The sequence below is a fragment of the Glycomyces paridis genome (genome assembly GCF_004912155.1).
In the GTDB taxonomy this organism is placed as follows: domain Bacteria; phylum Actinomycetota; class Actinomycetes; order Mycobacteriales; family Micromonosporaceae; genus Glycomyces; species Glycomyces paridis.
This window is the reverse complement of the sequence record NZ_STGX01000003.1, coordinates 66081-86601: the sequence shown is the minus strand read 5'-3', so window position 1 is coordinate 86601 and position 20521 is coordinate 66081. Positions and strand designations below refer to the sequence as shown.

General features: G+C 70.0%; 21 protein-coding genes. 2 read left to right on the top strand and 19 right to left on the bottom strand.

Annotation, left to right across the window (positions count from 1 at the left end):
- Positions 1-7 precede the first annotated feature (7 nt).
- Positions 8-955, top strand: a complete 948-nt coding sequence (locus tag E9998_RS04580; RefSeq protein WP_136528532.1) for a glucose-6-phosphate dehydrogenase assembly protein OpcA — start codon at positions 8-10, stop codon at positions 953-955.
- Entirely contained in the window at positions 952-1695 is a 744-nt protein-coding gene (gene pgl, locus E9998_RS04575) for a 6-phosphogluconolactonase (RefSeq protein WP_136528531.1), read from the top strand. Before E9998_RS04580 ends, pgl begins: the two co-directional genes overlap by 4 nt.
- 155 nt (positions 1696-1850) lie before the next feature.
- Here pgl and E9998_RS04570 read toward each other — a convergent pair whose 3' ends face one another.
- The 19 genes from E9998_RS04570 to E9998_RS04480 all read right to left on the bottom strand — a co-directional run bounded on the left by E9998_RS04570 (position 1851) and on the right by E9998_RS04480 (position 20516).
- Positions 1851-2204, bottom strand: a complete 354-nt coding sequence (locus E9998_RS04570) for an RNA polymerase-binding protein RbpA (protein WP_136528530.1) — start codon at positions 2202-2204, stop codon at positions 1851-1853.
- Positions 2205-2521: 317 nt separating this feature from the next.
- On the bottom strand, positions 2522-2770 hold the full coding sequence (gene secG / locus E9998_RS04565; protein ID WP_240037502.1) for a preprotein translocase subunit SecG: 249 nt from the start codon (positions 2768-2770) through the stop codon (positions 2522-2524).
- Positions 2771-2972: 202 nt separating this feature from the next.
- Positions 2973-3758, bottom strand: a complete 786-nt coding sequence (gene tpiA, locus E9998_RS04560) for a triose-phosphate isomerase (RefSeq protein WP_136528529.1) — start codon at positions 3756-3758, stop codon at positions 2973-2975.
- A 3-nt stretch (positions 3759-3761) separates the two neighbouring features.
- Positions 3762-4958, bottom strand: a complete 1197-nt coding sequence (locus tag E9998_RS04555) for a phosphoglycerate kinase (protein ID WP_136528528.1) — start codon at positions 4956-4958, stop codon at positions 3762-3764.
- Positions 4959-4965: 7 nt separating this feature from the next.
- Positions 4966-5961 (bottom strand): type I glyceraldehyde-3-phosphate dehydrogenase, encoded by a 996-nt coding sequence (gap, locus tag E9998_RS04550; protein ID WP_136528527.1) that lies wholly within the window; start codon positions 5959-5961, stop codon positions 4966-4968.
- A gap of 273 nt (positions 5962-6234) precedes the next feature.
- On the bottom strand, positions 6235-7221 hold the full coding sequence (whiA, locus tag E9998_RS04545) for a DNA-binding protein WhiA (RefSeq protein WP_136528526.1): 987 nt from the start codon (positions 7219-7221) through the stop codon (positions 6235-6237).
- 3 nt (positions 7222-7224) lie between these two features.
- On the bottom strand, positions 7225-8187 hold the full coding sequence (locus E9998_RS04540; RefSeq protein ID WP_136528525.1) for a gluconeogenesis factor YvcK family protein: 963 nt from the start codon (positions 8185-8187) through the stop codon (positions 7225-7227).
- A gap of 292 nt (positions 8188-8479) precedes the next feature.
- Positions 8480-9379 carry an RNase adapter RapZ gene (gene rapZ / locus E9998_RS04535; RefSeq protein WP_136528524.1) on the bottom strand — a complete coding sequence of 300 codons (900 nt, stop codon included), beginning with the start codon at positions 9377-9379 and terminating at the stop codon, positions 8480-8482.
- A gap of 91 nt (positions 9380-9470) precedes the next feature.
- Complete coding sequence (uvrC, locus tag E9998_RS04530; protein WP_136528523.1) at positions 9471-11354, bottom strand: excinuclease ABC subunit UvrC; 1884 nt, start codon at positions 11352-11354, stop codon at positions 9471-9473.
- 72 nt (positions 11355-11426) lie between these two features.
- A complete protein-coding gene (locus E9998_RS04525; RefSeq protein WP_136528522.1) occupies positions 11427-12407 on the bottom strand; it encodes a hypothetical protein in 981 nt (326 codons plus the stop codon).
- 90 nt (positions 12408-12497) lie between these two features.
- Entirely contained in the window at positions 12498-13430 is a 933-nt protein-coding gene (locus E9998_RS04520; protein WP_240037500.1) for a serine protein kinase RIO, read from the bottom strand.
- 232 nt (positions 13431-13662) lie between these two features.
- A complete protein-coding gene (locus E9998_RS04515; protein ID WP_136528520.1) occupies positions 13663-14469 on the bottom strand; it encodes an ABC transporter permease in 807 nt (268 codons plus the stop codon).
- Complete coding sequence (locus E9998_RS04510; RefSeq protein WP_136528519.1) at positions 14459-15247, bottom strand: ABC transporter permease; 789 nt, start codon at positions 15245-15247, stop codon at positions 14459-14461. Before E9998_RS04510 ends, E9998_RS04515 begins: the two co-directional genes overlap by 11 nt.
- 1 nt (position 15248) lies before the next feature.
- Entirely contained in the window at positions 15249-16070 is an 822-nt protein-coding gene (locus tag E9998_RS04505) for an ABC transporter permease (protein ID WP_136528518.1), read from the bottom strand.
- Entirely contained in the window at positions 16063-16860 is a 798-nt protein-coding gene (locus tag E9998_RS04500) for an ABC transporter permease (RefSeq protein WP_136528517.1), read from the bottom strand. The genes E9998_RS04505 and E9998_RS04500 overlap by 8 nt, the downstream gene beginning before the upstream one ends.
- 28 nt (positions 16861-16888) lie before the next feature.
- The gene (locus E9998_RS04495; protein ID WP_136528516.1) at positions 16889-17887 is read right to left on the bottom strand and encodes an ABC transporter ATP-binding protein; all 999 of its coding nucleotides are present in this window, start codon (positions 17885-17887) and stop codon (positions 16889-16891) included.
- A 227-nt stretch (positions 17888-18114) separates the two neighbouring features.
- A complete protein-coding gene (locus E9998_RS04490; RefSeq protein ID WP_136528515.1) occupies positions 18115-18501 on the bottom strand; it encodes a thiol-disulfide oxidoreductase DCC family protein in 387 nt (128 codons plus the stop codon).
- Between the two features lie 18 nt (positions 18502-18519).
- Positions 18520-19338: a shikimate dehydrogenase gene (locus E9998_RS04485; protein ID WP_136528514.1), complete on the bottom strand. Its 819-nt coding sequence runs from the start codon at positions 19336-19338 to the stop codon at positions 18520-18522.
- Positions 19338-20516, bottom strand: a complete 1179-nt coding sequence (locus tag E9998_RS04480) for an endolytic transglycosylase MltG (RefSeq protein ID WP_136528513.1) — start codon at positions 20514-20516, stop codon at positions 19338-19340. The genes E9998_RS04485 and E9998_RS04480 overlap by 1 nt, the downstream gene beginning before the upstream one ends.
- Positions 20517-20521: the final 5 nt, after the last annotated feature.

The following is a 20521-nucleotide window of genomic DNA, read 5'->3' as shown; positions in this document are numbered from 1 at the left end:
TCTGGACGTGCATCTGAAGGACACCACCACCGGCGACATCATGAAGGCCCTCGACGGGCTCCTTCACGAGGTCGGCGGCGGCACCTCCGGCCTGGCGCTCAACCTGGTCGCGCTGACCACCGAGGACGAGCGCGAGGAGGTCGAGAAGGCCGCCTCGTTCGCCGCGCAGGAGCACCCGTACCGGCTGATCCTGGCGATCCCGCGGGACCTGGAGGCGACCGAGCCGCGCATCGACGCCGAGGTCACCGTGGGCGACCGGCTCGGTTCGGCCGAGGCGATCATCCTGCGCCTGGACGGTCCGGCCGCGAAGCACCTGACCTCGATCGTGCTGCCCATGCTGGCCTCGGACGTCCCGGTGGTCACCTGGTGGCTGCTCGACCCGGTCCGGTACGGGCTGGAGCACGAGCTGCGCTCGTTCGCCGACCGGCGCATCACGTACTCGGCCCGCGCGGCCGACCCGGTCGCGTCGCTGGCGCGGCGCGCCGAGTCGTACGTGCCCGGCGACACCGACATCTGCTGGACCCGGATCAGCCTGTGGCGCTCGCTCATCGCCAGCGCCTTCGACGGGGTGACCCAGTCGGTCGAGAAGATCGTCATCAAGGCGGACGACGACGACCCGTCGGCGCAGCTCATGGCCGCGTGGCTCGACACGCGCCTGGGCGTGTCGCCGGAGGTCGTGGACACCGAGGTCGAGCGCAACTCCGAGCACCTGCCCGCGATCGCCTCGGTGGCGTTCACGATGGTCGGGGGCGAGACGATGGAGGTCGAGCGCAAGACCGACGGCACCACGGTGCTGCGCCAGGCGGGCCTGCCGAAGCGCCGCCAGACGCTCCAGGGCCGCACCCTGGGGCAGCTGCTCGCCGAGGAGCTGCGGCACATCGAACCCGACACTGCCTACCGGCACGTGCTCGACGCGTTCAAGGACCACTACGCGTCGGATCGGGCGGCCGCATGAGCCGTTCGAGCGCCGTGATCGTGCACGAGGACGCCGACGTGCTGGCCGACGCGGTCGCGGCCCGGTTGATCAACCGGCTCGCGGACGCGCAGGCGCAGCGGGGTTCGGCGTCGGTCGTGCTCACCGGCGGCCGCATCGCCGCGAAGGTGTACGCGAACGTCCTGGCCTCGGGCATCCGCGGTGTCGTGGACTGGTCGCGGGTCGACTTCTGGTGGGGCGACGAGCGGTTCCTGCCCTCGGGCGACCCGGAGCGGAACGAGACCCAGGCGCGCGAGGCGTTCCTGGACCACCTGCCGGTCGACCCGGAGCGGGTGCACCCGATGGCGGCCTCCGACGTGGTGGACACGCCCGAGGAGGCGGCCTCGCTGTACTCGGCCGAGCTGGAGACCGCCGCCGGCGGGACGGGCGTTCCCGCGTTCGACCTGGTGCTGCTGGGCATCGGCGAGGACGGGCACGTGGCGTCGCTGTTCCCGGGCAACGCCGCGCTCGACGCGGCGGGTTCGGCGGTGGGGGTGCACCACTCCCCCAAGCCGCCGCCGGAGCGCGTGTCGCTGACCCTGGAGGCCCTCAACACGGCCGCCGCGGCGTGGATCATCGCCTCGGGCCCGGGCAAGGCCGAGGCGGTCGACGAGGCCCTGTCGAAGCGCGAGCTTCCGGCGGGCCTGGTCGAGGCGCAGGGCCACACCAGGTGGCTGATCGACAAGGACGCCGCCGAGCGCTTGAAGCACTTGGAGTTCTGAGACGCGAAGAAGGGCCCGGAGCGAACCGCTGTTCGCTCCGGGCCTTTAGCGTGTGTCGGGTGCGGCCCGTCGCCCAACCTTGCGATCTGGGGCCGCTCGGAGCGGTGGTGAGTGCCGCTGCGATCGGAGCGGTGGTGAGTGCCGCTCGGTGTCTTCTAGTAGAGGGAGCGTTCGCCGCGGGCGGCGGCGCGGGCGGCGAGCGCTTCGGCGAGGAGGTCTTCGGCCTCCTCCTCGCTGCGGCGCTCACGCACGTAGTTGAGGTGGGTCTTGTACGGCTTGGCGGATCGGCGCTCGGGCGGGTTCTCCTGGTCGGGGCTGGCGGGCCAGCCGCAGCAGGTGCAGTCCCATTCCTGCGGCACCTCGACGTAGAGCGCGAATTGGCGAACGGTCTCGTGTCCGTTGGCGCACCAGTAGACGACGTTCTGCCGTGGCACGGGTTCGCCGCGTTCCGAGTGGAGTCCCGGGGCGGCGCCGATCCGCGTGCCGCGGATGGCTTGTCCGTTGGACATATGTGTGATCGCTCCTCACAGACGGGGGATCTCTTGTAGAGGTCGACCGGGCGCGACGGCGCCGCCAGGGGTCTGCGGGAGGATGGCCGCGGGGCTCCCCGGTCGACGCCGTGGAGTCACCGGCCTGAGCGGTTGGGGGACCGCCCTCGGTAATTCTATGACGTGAAGCACACACTGTAAAGACTGCCGGGAGTTCGCTTTGCACCGAAAGCCGCGGCGGTCCCGACGGCGGATTTCGAACCGGATCGGTTGCGGCGCTTGGGTAAAGCGATAGGGGCCCGCGAGCGTCGCTCGCGGGCCCCTATCGAAGTCTGTCGCTAGACGATGGTCCGCATCAGAAGCCCGAAGGCCAGGATGCAGGCGAACCAGATGACCCCGACGCCGATCGTGATGCGGGTGAGGTTCTTCTCGGCCACCGACGAACCGGAGGCCACGGAGGACATGCCGCCGCCGAACATGCTCGAAAGACCGCCGCCCTTGCCCTTGTGCAGCAGCACCATGAGGATCAGGATCGCGCTGGAAAGCAGCAGGATGATCAGCAGGGCGTAACTCAGAACCGTCATCATCGGTGATCGGGTGTCCTCTCAGCAATTCTGGCCCGTTATGGGGCGCGGGCCACGCCCGAGTCTAGCCGAACGCCTGATAACGACCGAATGCGGTGTCACACCATGCGGCACCCGGAAAAGAAGGGAGCCGCCGCACGACGTTGTGCGACGGCCCTGTCAATGGCTCGCAGCGCTCAGCTCGGGCGCTGCGAACGGTCTCTCGCTACGCTCCCGCGTGCTCGGGGAAGCGAACGATCTTGGCAAACTCCTCGGCGTCCAGGCTCGCGCCGCCCACGAGGGCGCCGTCGATGTCCGGCTTGCCCATGATCTGGGCGACGTTCGAGGACTTCACGGAACCGCCGTAGAGGATGCGGACCCGCTCGGCCACCGCGCCGAACTTCTCGGCGATGGCGGCGCGCAGGGCCCCGATGACCTCCTGGGCGTCCTCGGCGCTGGCCGTGCGGCCGGTGCCGATGGCCCAGACGGGCTCGTAGGCCACGACGACCTTGGCGAGCTCCTCTTCGGTGAGCCCGTCCACGGCGGCGATGAGCTGCGAGACCGAGTGGGCGATGTGGTTGCCCGCCTCTCGGACGTCGAGCGCCTCGCCGACGCACAGGATCGGGCTGATGCCGTTGTTGAGGGCCTGGCGGACCTTGGCGGCCACCAGTTCGTCGCCCTCGTCGTGGTACTGCCGGCGCTCGGAGTGGCCCACGGCCACGTAGGAGCAGCCGAGCTTGGCGAGCATCGAGCCGGCGATCTCGCCGGTGTACGCGCCGGACGGGTGCGCCGACAGGTCCTGGGCGCCGAAGCCGATGGTCAGCTTGTCGCCGTCGACCAGCGTCTGCACGCTGCGGATGTCGACGAACGGCGGGAGGACGACGGCCTCGACCGCTTCGAGCTGCTCGCGGGTGAGGCTGAAGGCCAGCTTCTGCACCAGCGCGATGGCTTCGAGGTGGTTGAGGTTCATCTTCCAGTTGCCGGCGATGAGCGGCTTGCGGGTTTCGGTCATCTTCTACTTCTCCAGTGCGTCAAGGCCGGGGAGCGTCTTGCCCTCGAGGTATTCGAGGGAGGCGCCGCCGCCGGTCGAGATGTGGCCGAATCCGTCCTCGGGCAGGCCGAGGGTGCGGACCGCGGCGGCGGAGTCCCCGCCGCCGACCACGCTGAACGCGTCGGAGTCCACCAGCGCCTGCGCGACGGTCTTGGTCCCCGCGGCGTAGTCGGGGAACTCGAACACGCCCATCGGGCCGTTCCAGAAGACGGTCTCGGCTCCGGCGATCCGCTCGGCGAAGAGCTTGGCGGAGGCCGGTCCGATGTCCAGGCCCATGCGCTCGGCCGGGATGGCGTCCACGGACACCGTCAGCGGCTCGGCGTCGGCGGCGAACTCGGCCGCGGTGACGGTGTCGACCGGCAGCAGCAGTTCGACGCCGAGTTCGGCGGCGCGGGCGAGGTAGGACTTGCAGACCTCGACCTGGTCCTTCTCCAGCAGCGACGAGCCGACCTCGTGGCCCTGGGCCGCGAGGAACGTGAACATCATGCCGCCGCCGACGATGAGCGTGTCGACCTTGTCGAGGAGGTTGTCGATGACCGCGAGCTTGTCGGAGACCTTCGCGCCGCCGAGGATGACCACGTACGGCTGCTCGGGCTTGCCGGTGAGCTTCGAGAGGACCTCGACCTCTTTCGCGATGAGCCAGCCGGCGTAGTGCGGCAGGAGCTTCGCGACGTCGTAGACCGAGGCGTGCTTGCGGTGGACCGCGCCGAAGGCGTCGTCCACGTACAGGTCGCCGAACGCCGCGAGCTGGCCCGCGAACTCGGCCCGCTCGGTGTCGTCCTTGCTGGTCTCGCCCTTGTTGAAGCGCAGGTTCTCCAGCAGGAGCACGTCGCCGTCGCCCTGGGCGACGGCCTTCGTCTCGGCGTCCGTGCCCACGGTGTCGGTCGCGAAGGCGACCTCGCGGCCGAGGACCTCGCCGAGGCGCTTGGCGACGGGCGCCAGCGAGAAGGCGGGGTCCGGGGCGCCCTTGGGGCGGCCCAGGTGCGAGCACACCACGACGCGCGCGCCGGCTTCGGCGAGCGCCTTCACCGTCGGGGCGACCGCGCGGATGCGGCCGTCGTCGGTGATGTTCTTTCCGTCCAGAGGCACGTTGAGGTCGGCGCGTACGAGTACGCGCCGACCGTTGACGCCCTCCTGGAGGAGTTCGTCCAGCGTCTTCATCGGCGAGTTAGCCGACCAGTTCGACGAGGCTGACGAGGCGGTTGGAGAAGCCCCACTCGTTGTCGTACCAGCCGAAGACCTTGACCTGGTTGCCGATGACCTTGGTCAGGAGGCCGTCGATGATGCAGGAGTGCGGGTCGCCCTCGATGTCCTTGGAGACGATCGGGTCCTCGGTGTAGTAGAGGATGCCCTTGAGGGGGCCGTCCGCGGCGGCCTTGAGCGCGGCGTTGACCTCTTCGGCGGTGACCTCGCGGGAGGCCTCGAAGGTGAGGTCGGTGATGGAGCCGGTCGCGATCGGGACGCGCAGCGAGTAGCCGTCGAGCTTGCCGTTGAGCTCGGGCAGCACCAGGCCGACGGCCTTGGCGGCGCCGGTCGTGGTGGGCACGACGTTCAGGGCGGCGGCGCGGGCGCGACGCGGGTCGCTGTGCGGGCCGTCCTGGAGGTTCTGGTCCTGCGTGTAGGCGTGGATGGTCGTCATCAGGCCCTTTTCGATGCCGATGGCGTCGTTGAGGACCTTGGCCATCGGGGCCAGGCAGTTGGTGGTGCAGGACGCGTTCGAGATGATGTTGTGGTTCTCGGCGTCGTACTTGTCGTGGTTCACGCCCATGACGACGGTGATGTCCTCGTTCTTCGCCGGAGCGGAGATGATGACCTTCTTGGCGCCGCCTTCGAGGTGGGCGGAGGCCTTGGTGCCGTCGGTGAAGAAGCCGGTGGACTCGATGACGACGTCGGCGCCGACCTCGCCCCACGGGAGGTTCTTGGGGTCGCGCTCGCTGAACGCCTTGATGGTCTTGCCGTTGACGGTGATCTCGCCGTCGCCGACCTTGACCTCGTAGGGCAGGCGGCCCAGGATCGAGTCGTACTTCAGCAGGTTGGCGATGGTGTTGAGGTCGCCCAAGTCGTTGAAGGCGACGATTTCGACATCGGCACCGGAGGCGAGAACCGCCCGGAAGAAGTTGCGCCCAATGCGGCCGAAGCCGTTGACGCCAACGCGGATGGTCACGTGGCCATCTCCTCGCTAGAACAGGATCGGATATCTGACTGAGACCGGAGGCGGTCTCGTACGCGATCCGTTCAGCCGAATAGCGACGGTGGAACAGATCGCTGTTCGGCCTCGTCGCCGAGCACTCCTTGACCCTACCGCTCAGGTTCTGAAAACCTGTCGCGGCCGGTTCCCCCCGATCATGTCACACCCGGGACAGCGGTGTGACATCGCGGTTAAGCGTAGCCGTTGCCCTCCCGTTCGCGCGGCGTACCGCGCCCAGGAGGCCGCGGTTCAGGCGACCAGGGCCTCTTCCTCGGCGACGACGTCGTCGGGGCCGGGGACGCCGCTCTCGTGGGCGCGCTTGGTCGCCATGTTGATGAGGCGGCGGATGCGCCCGGCGATGGCGTCCTTGGTGAGCGGCGGGTCGGCGAGGGTGCCGAGCTCTTCGAGGGAGGCCTGGCGGTGGTCGAGGCGCAGGCGGCCCGCGGAGGCGAGGTGCTCGGGGACGTCCTCGCCGAGGACTTCGAGGGCGCGGGTGACCTTGGCGGCGGCGGCGACCGCGGCGCGGGCCGAGCGGCGCAGGTTCGCGTCGTCGAAGTTGGCGAGGCGGTTGGCGGTGGCGCGGACCTCGCGGCGCACGCGCCGCTCCTCCCAGGTCAGGACCGAGGAGTGGGCGCCGAGGCGGGTGAGCAGCTCGCCGATGGCGTCGCCGTCGCGGATGACGACGCGGTCGACGCCGCGCACGTCGCGGGACTTCGCGGCGATGCCGAGGCGGCGGGCCGCGCCGACGAGCGCGAGCGCGGACTCGGGGCCGGGGCAGGTGACTTCGAGGGCCGAGGAGCGGCCGGGCTCGGTGAGCGAGCCGCGGGCGAGGAAGGCCCCGCGCCAGGCGGCCTCGGCGCAGCACGGGTAGGCGCCGACGACGTGGTTGGGAAGGCCCCGGACGGGGTAGCCGCGCTGGTCGGTGAGGCCGATCTGCTTGGAGAAGGCCTGGCCGTCGGCCATGACGCGCAGCAGGTAGTGGTTGTTGCGGCGCAGCCCGGCGGCCACGAGGACGTGGACCTCGGACTCGTAGTTGTAGAGGGCGGAGATCATGCGCTTGGCGCGGCGGGCGACGTTCCCCGCGTCGACCTCGGCCTCGACGACGACGTTGCCCTGGCCCACCAGGTGCAGGCCGCCGGCGAAGCGGAACAGCGCGCCGAGCTCGGCGCGCTGACAGCAGGACTTGTTGACCTCAATACGACTGAGCTCGTCCTTGACCTCCGAGGTCATCGCCATTCGTTAACCACCATCTTCGACCAGCAGACTTCCCAATGCGGCGGCGAGGGCGCCGACGTCGTGCGTGACGCCGTCGGCGGCGAGGTCCGCCGCGACCAACCGCGCCTCCAACGATTGTGCCGCACTGTTCAACGATCCGGGATCGGCGAGGGTTCGGGCGTCGCCCGAGACGACGTAGTGAAATCGGACACCTTCGGCGTAGCGACGCAGCGTGTCGACGTGTCCGGCCGGGGTGAGGCCGTCGGTCTCCTTCTCCTCGGAGAGGTTGAGGACCAGGATGCGGCGGGCGTCGGCCGCGGCCACGGCCTCGCGCAGGTCCGGCAGGAGCAGGTGCGGGATGACGCTCGTATACCAGGAGCCGGGCCCGAAGACGTGCCAGTCGGCCTCGGCGACCGCCGCGAGGGCCTCGGGGCAGGCGGTGGCGCCCGCGGGCAGCAGGCGGACGTCGAGAACGCGCCCGTCGGCCACCGCCACGTCGTGCTGTCCGACGATCGTGCAGGTGGTAGTGGACTCGGCGGTGTCTGGCAACGCGGTGTCCTGGAAGGCGGTCTCCTGGAAGGCGATGTCCGCTTCGATGTCGAGCGGGGTGACCGACATCGGGAGGATGCGGGCGCGCGAGCCGAGGAGGCGGGCGGCGGCGTCGAGGGCCGCGACCGGGTTGGAGTGGCGTTCGAGCAGCGAGGTGAGGACCAGGTTGCCGACGGGGTGGCCGGTGAGGAAGTCGTCGCCGCCGAAGCGGTGCGCGAACAGGGCCGCGACCTCGCTCTTGGCGGGGTCGGCGGTGGCGACGAGCGCCTTGCGGAGGTCGCCGGGCGGCAGGAGCGGGCGGGTGGCACGGATGGTCCCGGAGGAGCCGCCGTCGTCGGCGACGGTGACCACGGCGGTCAGGTCGATGTCGAGCCGGGTGAGGGCGCGGAGCGAGGCCGAGAGGCCGCGTCCGCCGCCGAACGCGACGACTTTCAGCATTCGCGACTCCCTCGGGGTCGGGGTGCGGGAGGTTCGGGGCGCAGGGCGGGGGTGCGGCGTTCGGGCCAGGGGGGCGGGACGTCGGGGAGGTGCCCGGGAGGTTCGGGCCAGGCCGGGCCGGTCCCGGAGGGCCCGGCGGGGCCCGGTCCGGCGCGGCGGCGCCGGGGCGCCCGGTCCTCAGGCCCGGTCGGGCCCTCGGGGCGGTTCGGCCGTTCGGAGCTGCCCGATCCGTCGGCGCCTTGCGGCCCTTCGGAAGGGGGCGGTCCGCCGAACCGGTGCGACCCGGCCGCCGTCACTCGTTTCCCCGGTCCCGGTGGTGCGTGTTCGCGGGGAACCCGGCCGCGTTGAAACGCTTGGCGAGCTCTTCGGCGATGGCGACCGAGCGGTGCTTGCCGCCCGTGCAGCCGATGGCGATGGTCATGTAGCGCTTGCCCTCCCGCTCGAAGCCCTGCGTGGTGCCGAGCAGCAGCGTGGCGTACGCGTCGACGAAGTCCTCGGCGCCGTCCTGACCCAGGACGTAGTCGGACACGTCCTTGTCGGTCCCGGTGTGCTCGCGCAGGGTGGGAACCCAGTACGGGTTGGGAAGGAATCGTACGTCGGCCACGTAGTCCGCATCGCGCGGGATGCCGTATTTGAACCCGAATGACATGCAGGTGAACTGAAGTCCGGGCGAGGACGGCGCGAGGAACGCCTCCTCGACGCGCGCCCGCAACTGGTTCTCGTTGAGGTGCGTGGAGTCGAAGAGCGTGTCGGCCGAGGCCCGCGCGGGCTCCAGCAGGCGCCGCTCGGCGGCGATGCCGTCGGCGAGGAGCCCCGCGCCCTGGAGCGGGTGCGCGCGGCGGACCTTCTCGAAGCGCCGGATGATCACGTCGTCGTCGGCGTCCACGAACACCAGGTGCGGCTTGAAGCCGCCCTTGCGCAGGTCCTCCAGGACCCCCACGAGGTCGGTCATGAACGCGCGCGAGCGCACGTCGAGCACCATCGCGGTGCGCCGGACCTCCTCGCCGCCAGCGGCGGCCAGCTCCGCGGCCTGGCCCACCAGGGACTCGGGAAGGTTGTCGATGACGTAATATCCCACGTTCTCCAACGCGCGCGCCACGGTCGAACGCCCGCCGCCGGAGATGCCGGTGACGATCACGAGATCCAATTCGCCGCGGTCGCCAGAGGCCGCGTGCACAGCTGCCACACCCATAAGTCAAGTATCCCCAAGATCGATCCTGCCGCCGGGGTGACACGATCGAGCGCCCCGCCGAACTCACAAGCGTATAGGTACCAGCCGCGTCTCAAGCACCGTTGTCGTCGGGATTACGCAGATGTGACCGTACGGCCTCCGCGAGCTTCGGGCCGATGCCCGCCACCGCTTCCAGATCGGACGGTTCGGCCTCGCGGATGCGCTTGACCGAGCCGAACTCCCGCAGCAGCGCCTTGCGCTTGGACTCGCCCAGGCCCGGCACGCCGTCGAGGGCCGATGCCGACATCTTCTTGCGGCGCCTGGTGCGGTGCAAGGAGATCGCGAAGCGGTGGGCCTCGTCGCGCACGCGCTGCATGAGGTAGAGCGCCTCGGAGGTGCGCGAGAGGATCACCGGGTACGCCTCCCCCGGCAGCCAGATCTCCTCCAGGCGCTTGGCGAGCCCGGCGAGGTTGATCGTGTCGATCCCGAGCTCCGCGAACACCGCCTCGGCGGCGGCCACCTGCGGCTGCCCGCCGTCCACGACCAGCAGCTGCGGCGGGTAGTGGAAGCCGCGCCGGGGCTCCTCGCCCTCCTCCGCCGGAGAGCCGGCGGGCTGGTCGGCGATCTTGGCGAGCCTGCGGCGCAAGGTCTCCTGGAGCGAGGAGAGGTCGTCCTTGCGCTCGCCGCGGATGACGAAGCGGCGGTACTCGCTCTTGCGGGGCAGGCCGTCCTCGAAGACGACCATCGACGCCACCACGTCCTCCCCCTGCGACTGCGAGACGTCGTAGCATTCGATCCGCAGCGGCGCCTCGGGCAGGTCGAGCGCGTCGGCCAGCTCTTCGAGCGCCTTCGAGCGCGCCGTCAGGTCCCCGGCGCGCTTGAGCTTGTGCCGCTGGAGGTTCTCCAGCGCGTTCTTCTCCACGGTCTCGGCCAGCGCCCGCTTGTCGCCGCGCCGCGGCACGCGCAGGTCGACCTTCGCGCCGCGTCGCTCCGACAGGAGTGCGGCGAGCGCATCGTGGTCGCCGGGCAGGGCCGGGACGAGGACCTCGCGGGGCACCACTTCGTTCTGCTCGCCGTAGAACTGGAGGCAGAACTGCTCCACGAGTCCGGCGAGGTCGACCGGCTCGGGCTTGTCGACCACCCAGCCGCGTTGGCCCCTGATGCGGCCGCCGCGGACGTGGAACACCTGGACGGCGGCTTGGAGCTCGTCGTCGGCCACGGCCATGACGTCGCAGTCGACGTCCTCGGCGAGGACCACGACCTGCTGTTCGAGGACCTTGTCGAGGGCGGCGAGGTCGTCGCGCAACCGGGCGGCGCGTTCGAATTCGAGGGACTCGGAGGCCTCCTGCATCTCCCCGATGAGGCGGCGGCGGACGGGGGCGGTGTCGCCGGACATGAAGGCGCAGAAGCCGTTGACGAGTTCGCGGTAGTCCTCCGCGGAGATGCGCCCGACGCAGGGCGCCGAGCACTTGCCGATGTCGGCGAGGAGGTTCGGGCGGTTGATCCTGTTGCAGCGCTTGAACTCCGTGTCGGAGCACGTGCGGATCGGGAAGACCCTGGTGAGCAGGTCGAGGGTCTGGCGGATGGCCCACGCGGACCCGAAGGGCCCGAAGTAGCGCACCCCTTTGCGGCGGTTGCCGCGCATGACCTGCGCGCGCGGGAACTCCTCTCCCACGGTGACCGCCAGCCACGGATAGGACTTGTCGTCCTTGAACATGACGTTGAAGCGCGGGTCGTACTCCTTGATCCAGGTCCACTCCAACTGGAGCGCCTCGACCTCGGTCGCCACGACCGTCCACTCCACGCTCCGCGCGGTGTTGACCATCCGCCGCGTGCGCTCGTGCAGCCGCGACTCGTCCGCGAAGTACGAGTTCAGCCGGTTCCGGAGGTTCTTCGCCTTCCCGACGTAGATCACGCGCCGGTCGCGGTCCCTGAAGCGGTAGACGCCCGGCGCGGTCGGAATGGTGCCGGGAGCGGGACGGTAGTCAACGGTCACAGACCCAAGGCTATCGCCCGCCCCCGACACCACTCTCGAAGACGGTGCTCTCGAACCGGTTCCGGCGACCGGTCACTCCTCCTCGAACAGCTCCTTGCAGCTGCGGACGCGGACGGCCTTCGCGGTCCACGCTTCGAGCCGGTCGAGGTCGCGGCAGAACTCGACGCGCGAGCGGTCCTTCGCCGAGACGGGGACGCCCAGCCCTTCGAGAACCCTCAGGAGCATCAGCCGGGCCTGCACGAGGCGGCCCTCTTCACGCCCCTCCTCCCGGCCGGCTTCGAGTCCTTCGTCGACGCCGTCCTGGTGGACGCGGGTGTAGTACGCGCTGTGCCAGGGCTTCCGTTCGGTGTCCATGCTCTCCTCCATGATCTCGGCGAACTCGTCGCTGACGAGACGGGTCAGGTAGTGGGCGTAGTCGCCGGCGCGCTCTTCATCGATCGTATCGAGCTTCGCGAGGATCGCGGCGATCGTTCCCTGCGGGTCGCGGGCCATGTCCTGGTCGCCGCGGACGAGCAGCGTCGCGACCGACATCTGCACGCTCTGGTTCGCCGCGCTCGGATCGGTGATCGGCGGGAGGTCCTGCGAGCCGACGGCGATCGGGGTGACCACGCTGCGGACCCCCATCCAGATGCCCTTGCGGTAGCGGCGGGCCAGCGCGTCGGTCTTGCAGACGATCACGAGTTCGACCTGCTTCTCATGGTCTTGGAATGCCTTCGCGACGTATCCGGGGAGCCGGAACATCTTCTTGTCCGACCAGCCGCTCTGGACTTCGCCGACCACGATGAGTCCGTCGGCTCCGGCGAATCCGATCTCGACCGTGCGATCGGTGCGGCGCTCGTTGTGGATCGGCGCGCCGAGGGACTCGGCTCTGGTCCAGGCGCCGGAGGGCGGCGCGGCGTCCTCGCCGTCCGACTTCGGAGAATCGTTGGCGCGATGCCATTGGTCGGTGCAGATCGGCACCGATTTCGCCTCGCCGATCTCCAGGAGTTCCCAGGAGAGTTCGGGGTTGTCGGCGATCAGCGCCGCCAGGGTCTCATGCCAGTCTCCGGGCACCGGGGACTCCGTTCTCGCAGTCGGTTCCGTTCGACTGGAGAACGATCGTTCGAGGACCCTGACACGGGGGTGTCAGGGTCCTCACATTCGTTACGGCATGCGGGTTATGGCGGCGAGTTCTGTCAGGAGGTCGTCCACTTCTTGGCGCGGCATGCCTCGGGCGGTGAACCAGGTGCCGATGTTCTCGACGTCGCGCAGCAGGAATTCCCGGCCGAGGGGGTTGGCGTAGATGTCGACGATCTGCGGGAGGTCGAGGACGACGAGGCGGCCGTCGTGGACGACGGTGTTGTAGGGCGAGAGGTCGCCGTGGGCGAAGCCCTGTTCGGTCATGAGTCGGAGGGCTTCGGCCGCCTGGTCCCACAGGTGGTCGAGTTCGTCCGGGTCGGGGCGGGTCTCGGCCAGGCGGGGCGCTGCGGTGCGGCCGTGTCCGATGAACTCCATGATGACCTCGGTGCCGAGGATCTGCACGGGGTAGGGAACGGGCGCGCCGACCTCGTAGAGGCGTTTGAGCGCGTCGAACTCGCTGGCGGCCCAGCGGCCGGCGGCCTGCTCCAGGCCGAAGGCGGTGCGCTTCGCCATCGCGCGGGCGTCGCGCGAGCGCTTGGCGCCGCGCCCGGCGGTGTAGTCGCCCGCCCGGTTGAACTGGGTGTGCTCGGCGCTGCGGTAGCGCTTCGCGGCGAGGATCACGGCCCGGTCGGTGCCCGGGAGCGCCCGTTCGATGAGGAAGACGTCGGCTTCCTTGCCGGTCTTGAGGACGCCGAGTTCGTAGTCGACGGCGCCGTGCTCGGTGATGACCCAGTCCGGTCGGGGCTCGGGGCCGCGCTGGAGCGGCTCGGAGTCCCACCAGATCGACCAGCGGTCGCCGGTCGGCGGGCCGTCGTCGGTCGGTCCTTCGTCGAACTCGGTGCGCATCTCCTCGAACCTGGCCTGGTCTTCGGCGGAGAACACCTCGTCATCGGCGAAGTCGCGGCGGCGGCGCTTGGTGGATTGGAAGGAATCAGAGTATTCGGACTTGCGTGCCAAGGTGGCGGGCTCCTGTGGAGTCATCCGCTGCGCGCGACCGGGTTTCGATGCACCGGTGTCAGAGCGCGTCGGCGGGAGGCGAACTGGGAAGCATGGCGAAGACGTCGACGACAACCATCAGTCACACCTCCGTTCGCAAGCGTCCCGGGCGCGATGCTCCGGGCAACAGCGGTGACTCTATCGGACCTCCTGGCGCGAGCGCAAGTCCTTTTGCACCGTGTGCCGTGCCACGTCAGTGACCTGCGGAGTCGTAGGCCTTGACGCCCTGCCTGAAGGTCCAGAAGGCGACCGCGGCGCAGGCGGCGGCCACGAGCGGCGGGGCGAGGAGCCAGACCGGGTCGAGGCGGCCGGTGAGGATCTGGGCCGGCACGAAGCTCGCGAACGCGAGCGGGAGGCCGAAGGTGAGGACGAGGCGCACCGCGGCGGGGAAGACGGTGAGCGGGAAGCGCATCGCCTCGTTCTGGAGCTCGGTGAGCGCGAAGGCGAGCACGGGCACGCGGCCCTTCATCCAGAAGTTCGCGGCGTTCGCGATCGTCAGCAGGGCGGCCTCGACGACGGCGGCGCAGGCCAGGAGGAAGATCGCGGCCGGGATCAGGGCGGGGCTGATCCCGGCGCCGATCCAGCCGGTGACGAGCATGACCAGCCCGAGGGTCACCTCGCCGAAGACCTGCATGCCGACGTGCTTGGAGGCGACCTGGACGATGACGGGCGCGGGCCGGGTGAGGCGGTAGTCCATGTCGCCTTCGACGATCATCTTGCCGGTGTCCCAGATGCCGTCCCACAGCAGCGCGGTCGAGGACCAGGCGAGGCCGAGGAACCCGGCGAGCACGAGCATCTCGTGGTAGCCCCAGCCGACGATGGCGTTGACGTTGGCGAACAGGATGCTCAAAAACGCGAAGAGCACGACCTGCCAGAACGTCCCGGCCAGGGCCATGACCCAGAAGTCGGCCGGGTACTCGGCGATGGACCGCAGGTAGGCGCCGATGGAGCGGCGGTAGACGGCTCCGGCGTGGCGGACCTGGGAGGCGCTAGCCGCCATGAATGGTCACCTTCTTGACGAGCCGGGCCCAGATGAGCCGGGCGATGAACCACAGCCCCGCCGCCCAGGCGGCCTGGGCGGCGATGAGGCCGAGGGCCCCGGCGGTGTCGACGCGGCCGAGGTAGATGGAGGCGGGCGTGGTGGTGAAGTGGACGAACGGCAGGGCCCAGGCGACCCCTTGCAGCCAGACGGGCATGAGCGCGATCGGGACCATCATCCCGGAGAAGAACGCCACGAGCGAGTCCTTCGCCCACTGGACGCCCAGGAACCGCTGAGTGATGAAGCAGGTCATGGTCGCCAGGTAACTGATGCAGAAGGCCAGCGGGAAGATGAACAGGACGCTGATACCCGTCAGGAGCGCCGCGAGCGCCGAGACCGGCGGCGCGGGCCGGAACGCGAGGGCGGCCAGCGCGGTCCCGAGGATCGCGGCGGGCACGGAGGCGGTCATGCCGCCGATGTACTCGGCGGCGCGGGCGCGCTGGAAGTCGACGGGTTTGGTCAGGTCGATCGCGACGTGGCCGTCGAGGATGCGGTTGGCCATCTCCCAGTCCGAGCCGGCCCAGGCGAGGGTGGCGGTGAGGAAACCGATGACAAGGTAGGCCTTCATGGCGGACCAGTCGTAGCCGCCCAGTTCGCCGTCGCCGATGATCTGGCTCCAGACCGCGAGTCCCGCGAGGAGGGACCAGCCGCCGAAGAGGATCGAGAACAGCCAGGTGGTCTTGTAGGCGATCTTGCGTTTGAAGGTGACGGTCGCGAAGGCGAGGTCGACGCGTGCCATGTCAGTGTCCGGAGGAGTCGTAGGAGCGCAGGCCGAGCCGGTAGACGCCGAGCGCGGCGAGGACGCAGGCGAGGGCGGCCAGGGGCGTGCCGACGAGCCACGCCGCGGAGAGGTGTCCGGTGAGGACGGCGACGGGCACGAAGTTGACGAAGGCCACGGGGATGACGAACATGGTCAGCAGCCGCACGCCGATCGGGAAGAGGCCCAGCGGGAGGACCATCGCGTTGCTCTGGAGGTCGATGAGCATGAACGCGAAGTTCGACATCGGGCCCTTGATCCAGAAGTTCACGGCGCAGAAGAGGGTGACGAGCGCGCATTCGATGGTGACCGCGCAGGCAATCGCGAGGAGGCCGATCGGGACGGGCGCGAGTCCGAGCCCGGCGCCGATCCAGCCGTAGGCGAGCATGACGAGGCCGAACGCGACCTCGCCGAAGCCCTGCATGCCGATGTGGGTGGTGGCGACCTGGACGACGACGGGCGCGGGCCTGGTGATGCGGTAGTCGATCTCGCCTTTGAGGACCATCTGGCCGGTGCTCCAGACGCCGTCGCACAGGAGCGCGGTGGAGCCGCTGGCGACGGTGAAGAGCCCCGAGAGCATGAGCATCTCGTGGTAGCGCCAGCCGGCGACGTCGGGGACGGTGGCGAACAGGACGGTCAGGAACGCGAACTGGAGGACGTTCCACATGACGCCGGCCGAGGCCATGACCCAGAAGTCGGCGGGGTACTCGGTGATGGAGCGGATCTGGGCCACGATCGCGCGGGTGTAGACCGCGCCGACGTGGCGGGCCCCGGCGGGCCTGCGGGGGGCGAGGAGGTCAGCCACCGTGCACCGTCACTTTCTTGACCGCGTGGCGGAACACGAGCCGGGCGCCGATCCACATGCCGACGCCCCAGGCGGCCTCGGCCGCGAGGAGGCCGAGCGCGCCGGCCGTGTCGACGTGGCCGAGGTAGATGGCGGCGGGCGTGGCCGTGAAGTGCGGGAAGGGCAGGGCCCAGGCGACGGCCTGGAGCCAGGAGGGCATGAACGCCAAGGGGATCATCATCCCGGAGAAGAAGCCGAGGAGGGCTTCGCGCAGCCACATGATGCCGAGGTAGCGCTTGGTCCAGAAGCACACCAGGATCGACAGGTAGGTGATGCCGAAGGCGAGCGGGAAGACCAGCAGGAGGCTGAGGACGGTGAGGACGCCGGCGGTCGCGGAGACGGGGCCGGGCGGGTCGAACAGGAGCCAGGCGCCGATGACGCCGACGACGACCGTGGGGACGGTCGAGATCATCGAGCCGACGTACTCGGCGGCGCGGGCCCGCTGGAAGTCGACGGGCTTGGTCAGGTCGATCGCGACGTGGCCGTCGAGGATGCGGTCGGCGATGTACCAGTCGGCGGCGCCGAAGACGAGGGTCCCGGTGACGAACCCGATGATGATGTAGGCGCGCATCGAGTCCCAGTCGTAGCCCGAGAGGGCGCCGCCGGAGAGAAGGTTGCGCCACAAGGCCATCGAGACGAGCATGGCGCCGCCGCCGAGTACGAGGGCGACGATCCACTGGGTCTTGTAGGCGAGGCGGCGCTTGAGCGAGACCGTCACGAAGGCGCGGTCGACCGCGAAGCCGTGGGTCACGGGGCGCTCCGGGTTCGGTGCGGGTGGGTCACTGGGTCAGCTCGCCTGCGTAGAGGCGTCGGATGACGTCCTCGATGCTCGGTTCGGACAGCGACAGGTCGCGCGGGGAGAGCCGCGCGGTGAGGGAGCCGAGGACCTCGGCGGTGGAGAAGCGCGCGGACTCGTAGGTCACGGTGACCTCGGAGGGCGATGCGCCCGCGGCCCAGGCGAAGTCGGGGAACTTCTCGGTCAGGGCGGGGACGTCGGCGGGGCCTTCGAGGTGGAGGTTCACGGCCTTGGTGGTGATGTAGTGGGCCTTGAGCTGGGCGATCGGGCCGTCGTAGGCGACCTTGCCCTTGTCGATGACCACGATGCGCTCGCAGACCTCCTCGATGTCGGCGAGGTCGTGGCTGGTGAGGAGCAGGGTGGTGCCGTCGTCGACGAGTTCGCGCAGGAAGGCGCGGAGGCGGTCCTTGACGGAGATGTCGAGGCCGATGGTCGGCTCGTCGAGGTAGACCATCTTGGGGTCGTGGATGAGCGCGCAGGCGAGGTCGGCCCTCATGCGCTGGCCGAGGGAGAGGGTGCGGGCCAGGGCGGGCATGAACTCGCCGAGGTCGAGCAGCTCGTCGAACTTGGCGATGCGGGCCTTGTAGTCGGCGTCGGAGACGCCGTACATGTGCTTGAGGAGCTTGAGGGACTCCTCGACGGGCAGGTCCCACCACAGCTGGGTGCGCTGGCCGAAGAGGACGCCGATGTCGTGGGCGTTGGCGATCCGCTCGGTGTGCGGGTCGCGGCCCATCACCCGGACGGTGCCCTCGGTGGGCTTGAGGATGCCGGTGAGGAGCTTGACGGTGGTGGACTTGCCCGCGCCGTTGGGGCCGACGTAGGCGACCGACTCCCCCGCCTCGACCGTGAGGTCGATGCCGTCGACCGCGGTGTAGTTCTTGTATTTGCGCTGCGCGAGGTGCTTGAGGGCGCCCTTGAACCCCGAGGCCTTGTCGGGCCTCCGGAAGGTCTTGGTGAGGGAGCGGGCTTCGAGAATCGGCATACGTCAACGGTAGGAAAATTCGATGGGAGCGGGCCACTCGTTTTCCGTGACGTAGGACCCTCGTGAGGGGCCTTCGCGGGACCGCATCGGCAGGAATGCGCTTGCGAGCCTGGGGTTCCAGTGGTCTCGTGAGGCGCGTGGGATGAGAATGCGAGACCGGTCACGTCGCGGGTCGCGAAGCGCTGGAACGAATCAGCGCAAATCAGGCCAAGGGCGGTGCGGTCGCCTCAACGCGGACCGAGGAGGTCGCGTTCGGCCTGCGGCAGCGAGCAGGCGGCCGTGCCGCCGGGCATCCGGTGGCGGTTGCGGGCGAGGAGGCGGTACAGCGGCCAGGCGACCCACGAGACGGGCGCGAGGGAGAGGGCCCAGCCGAGTGGCCGCCAGTACCACTGGGCGCGGCGCAGGAGCACCGCGACGGCGTCGGGCCCGGCCCACCGGCGCCCGTCCTCGATCCACTGCACGGCCGACTCGGCCTCGACCCGCTCGACGCCGAGCGCGGCGAGGTCGGCCCGCTGCCAGGGGACGACCCGGGCTTCGGTGCGGATGCGGCGTTCGACGAAGTGCGCGCAGTCGGTGCAGAACGCGCAGTCGCCGTCGAACAGGAGAACGCTCATGCACCAATCATGGACCCGCTAGCGCCCGGAGTTCGCTCCCGCGGCGGTGTACAACGCGTCACGCATGGCTTCGACCGGCGCCTCCGCGAGGCCCGTGAACTGGGTCCACTGCCGGACCGCCTGCGCCAGCAGGAGCGCGAGGCCGTCGAGGACCTTCACGCCCTCGCGCTGGGCCGCCGCGGCCAGCGGGGTCGGCCACGGGTCGTAGAGGATGTCGAACAGGACCGCGTCGCCCTTCCAGTCCAGGACGAGGTCGTCGGTCACGCCCTTGGGAACGGTCGCGATGACGAGGTCGGCGCGGCCCGCGAGCACGGCCTCCTCCCAGGAGGCGGCCTTGAGGCGCAGGCCGAGACGCTCGGCCACCGGTTCGAGTTCGGCGACGGCCTCGCGGCGCCGCGCGTACACGGTCACGGCGCTCGCGCCGAGCTGGACGGCGGCCGCGAGCGAGCCGCGCGCCGAACCGCCCGCGCCGAGGACGGCGACCTCGTCGGCCGCGGTCAGGCCGATCCCGGCCAGCGCGTCCACGATGCCGGGCGCGTCGGTGTTGTCGGCGAGGCGCCGGCCGCCGCGCAGGACGAGCGTGTTGGCCGCGCCGATCGCCTCGGCCACCGGGGTGGCCTCGTCGGCGACGGCGAGTGCGATCTCCTTGAGCGGCATGGTGAGCGAGAGCCCGGCCCAGGTGTCGTCCAGGGAGTCCACGAAGCGGGCGAGCGCGGGCTCGTCGCACTCGTGGCGCTCGTAGGTCCAGTCGGCGAGCCCGGCCGCGGCGTAGCCGGCCGAGTGGATGACCGGCGAGAGCGAGTGCTCGATGGGCTTGCCGAGGACGGCCGCGCGCACTACTGGATCCCGTTCTCGCGGGCGACGTCGGTGGCGTCCTGGTGCTCCGCGTAGGTGTCCGAGAAGATCGCCCGGCCGTCCTGGTACGCGGTCACGAAGTAGAGCCAGGTGTCGTCCTCGGGGTTCACGGCCCCTTCGAGGGCGGCCTGACCGGGGTTGCCGATCGCGGTCGGGTAGTAGCCCGCCTGCACGGTGGCGGCCCAGCGGTTGGACTCGTCCGACATCTCGTCGCCGGTCATCTCGCCGGAGGGGATCGGGTCGAGGCCCTCGAACTCGCGGCCGTAGTTCCAGATCGCCTCGCTGCCGAGGCAGTTGCAGCCGAGCTCGTCCACCGCGCCGTCGGCGTAGAGGCGGTTGTACATGACGGTGGCGATCTTGGCGTCGTCCTCGGCGATGCCGGACTCGGCCTGGATGATGGAGGCGACCTGGAGGGCCATCCACGGCTCGACGTCGAGCGCGGCTGCGGCGTCCACGAAGCCGATCTCCTCGATGACCGAGTTGAACTTCGCGACCATGGCGCCGAGCATGTCCTCGGCGGTGGCGCCCTCGTCGAACTCGTAGGTGGAGGGGAAGAGGAAGCCCTCGATGGAGACGATCTGGTCGGTCTCGAAGTTCTCGTACCAGAACTCGGGGACGCCGAGGGCGACCGGGTCCTCTGCGACCGCTTCGAAGTCCTCGACGGGGATGCCGTACTTCTCGGAGAGCTCGGCGTAGATCTCGAAGGAGGTCTTGCCCTCCACGACGGTGAAGCCGTTGACGATGCGGTTCTCAGGGTCGGTCAGGAGCCCGAGCGCCGTGGCCGCGGACATCTCCTCCTGCATGAGGTAGGTGCCCGGCTGGATGCCCTCGCCGGCGTTCCCGTCGTCCTCGGAGGCGTTGAGGAAGGCCTTCGCGGAGGCGACCACGCCCACCGATTCGAGGTGGTTGGCGATGTCGGCGACGAACCAGCCCTCTTCCACGATGACGGTGACCTCGGTGCCGTTGCCTTCGCCGGTGTAGTCCTCGGCGACGAAGTAGTCCTTGAGGACGTTGTTGTAGGCCCACCAGCCGCCGACGCCCAGAATGCCGAAGAGGGCCACGACCAGGGTCATGGCGATCAGGGCTTTGCCGGAGTCCTTGCGACGGTGGCTACGGGGAGCCCGCGCGTGCTCGTCCTCGGACCTGAAATCGCCGAGCATTCCGT

What these genes read in the sequence shown, in the direction of transcription:
- pgl (WP_136528531.1), top strand. Translation starts at nt 952, where the DNA reads ATGAGCCGTTCGAGCGCCGTGATCGTGCACGAGGACGCCGACGTGCTG.
- E9998_RS04570 (WP_136528530.1), bottom strand. Translation starts at nt 2,204, where the DNA reads ATGTCCAACGGACAAGCCATCCGCGGCACGCGGATCGGCGCCGCCCCG.
- secG (WP_240037502.1), bottom strand. Translation starts at nt 2,770, where the DNA reads ATGATGACGGTTCTGAGTTACGCCCTGCTGATCATCCTGCTGCTTTCC.
- tpiA (WP_136528529.1), bottom strand. Translation starts at nt 3,758, where the DNA reads ATGACCGAAACCCGCAAGCCGCTCATCGCCGGCAACTGGAAGATGAAC.
- E9998_RS04555 (WP_136528528.1), bottom strand. Translation starts at nt 4,958, where the DNA reads ATGAAGACGCTGGACGAACTCCTCCAGGAGGGCGTCAACGGTCGGCGC.
- whiA (WP_136528526.1), bottom strand. Translation starts at nt 7,221, where the DNA reads ATGGCGATGACCTCGGAGGTCAAGGACGAGCTCAGTCGTATTGAGGTC.
- E9998_RS04540 (WP_136528525.1), bottom strand. Translation starts at nt 8,187, where the DNA reads ATGCTGAAAGTCGTCGCGTTCGGCGGCGGACGCGGCCTCTCGGCCTCG.
- rapZ (WP_136528524.1), bottom strand. Translation starts at nt 9,379, where the DNA reads ATGGGTGTGGCAGCTGTGCACGCGGCCTCTGGCGACCGCGGCGAATTG.
- E9998_RS04515 (WP_136528520.1), bottom strand. Translation starts at nt 14,469, where the DNA reads ATGGCGGCTAGCGCCTCCCAGGTCCGCCACGCCGGAGCCGTCTACCGC.
- E9998_RS04510 (WP_136528519.1), bottom strand. Translation starts at nt 15,247, where the DNA reads ATGGCACGCGTCGACCTCGCCTTCGCGACCGTCACCTTCAAACGCAAG.
- E9998_RS04495 (WP_136528516.1), bottom strand. Translation starts at nt 17,887, where the DNA reads ATGCCGATTCTCGAAGCCCGCTCCCTCACCAAGACCTTCCGGAGGCCC.
- E9998_RS04490 (WP_136528515.1), bottom strand. Translation starts at nt 18,501, where the DNA reads ATGAGCGTTCTCCTGTTCGACGGCGACTGCGCGTTCTGCACCGACTGC.
- E9998_RS04480 (WP_136528513.1), bottom strand. Translation starts at nt 20,516, where the DNA reads ATGCTCGGCGATTTCAGGTCCGAGGACGAGCACGCGCGGGCTCCCCGT.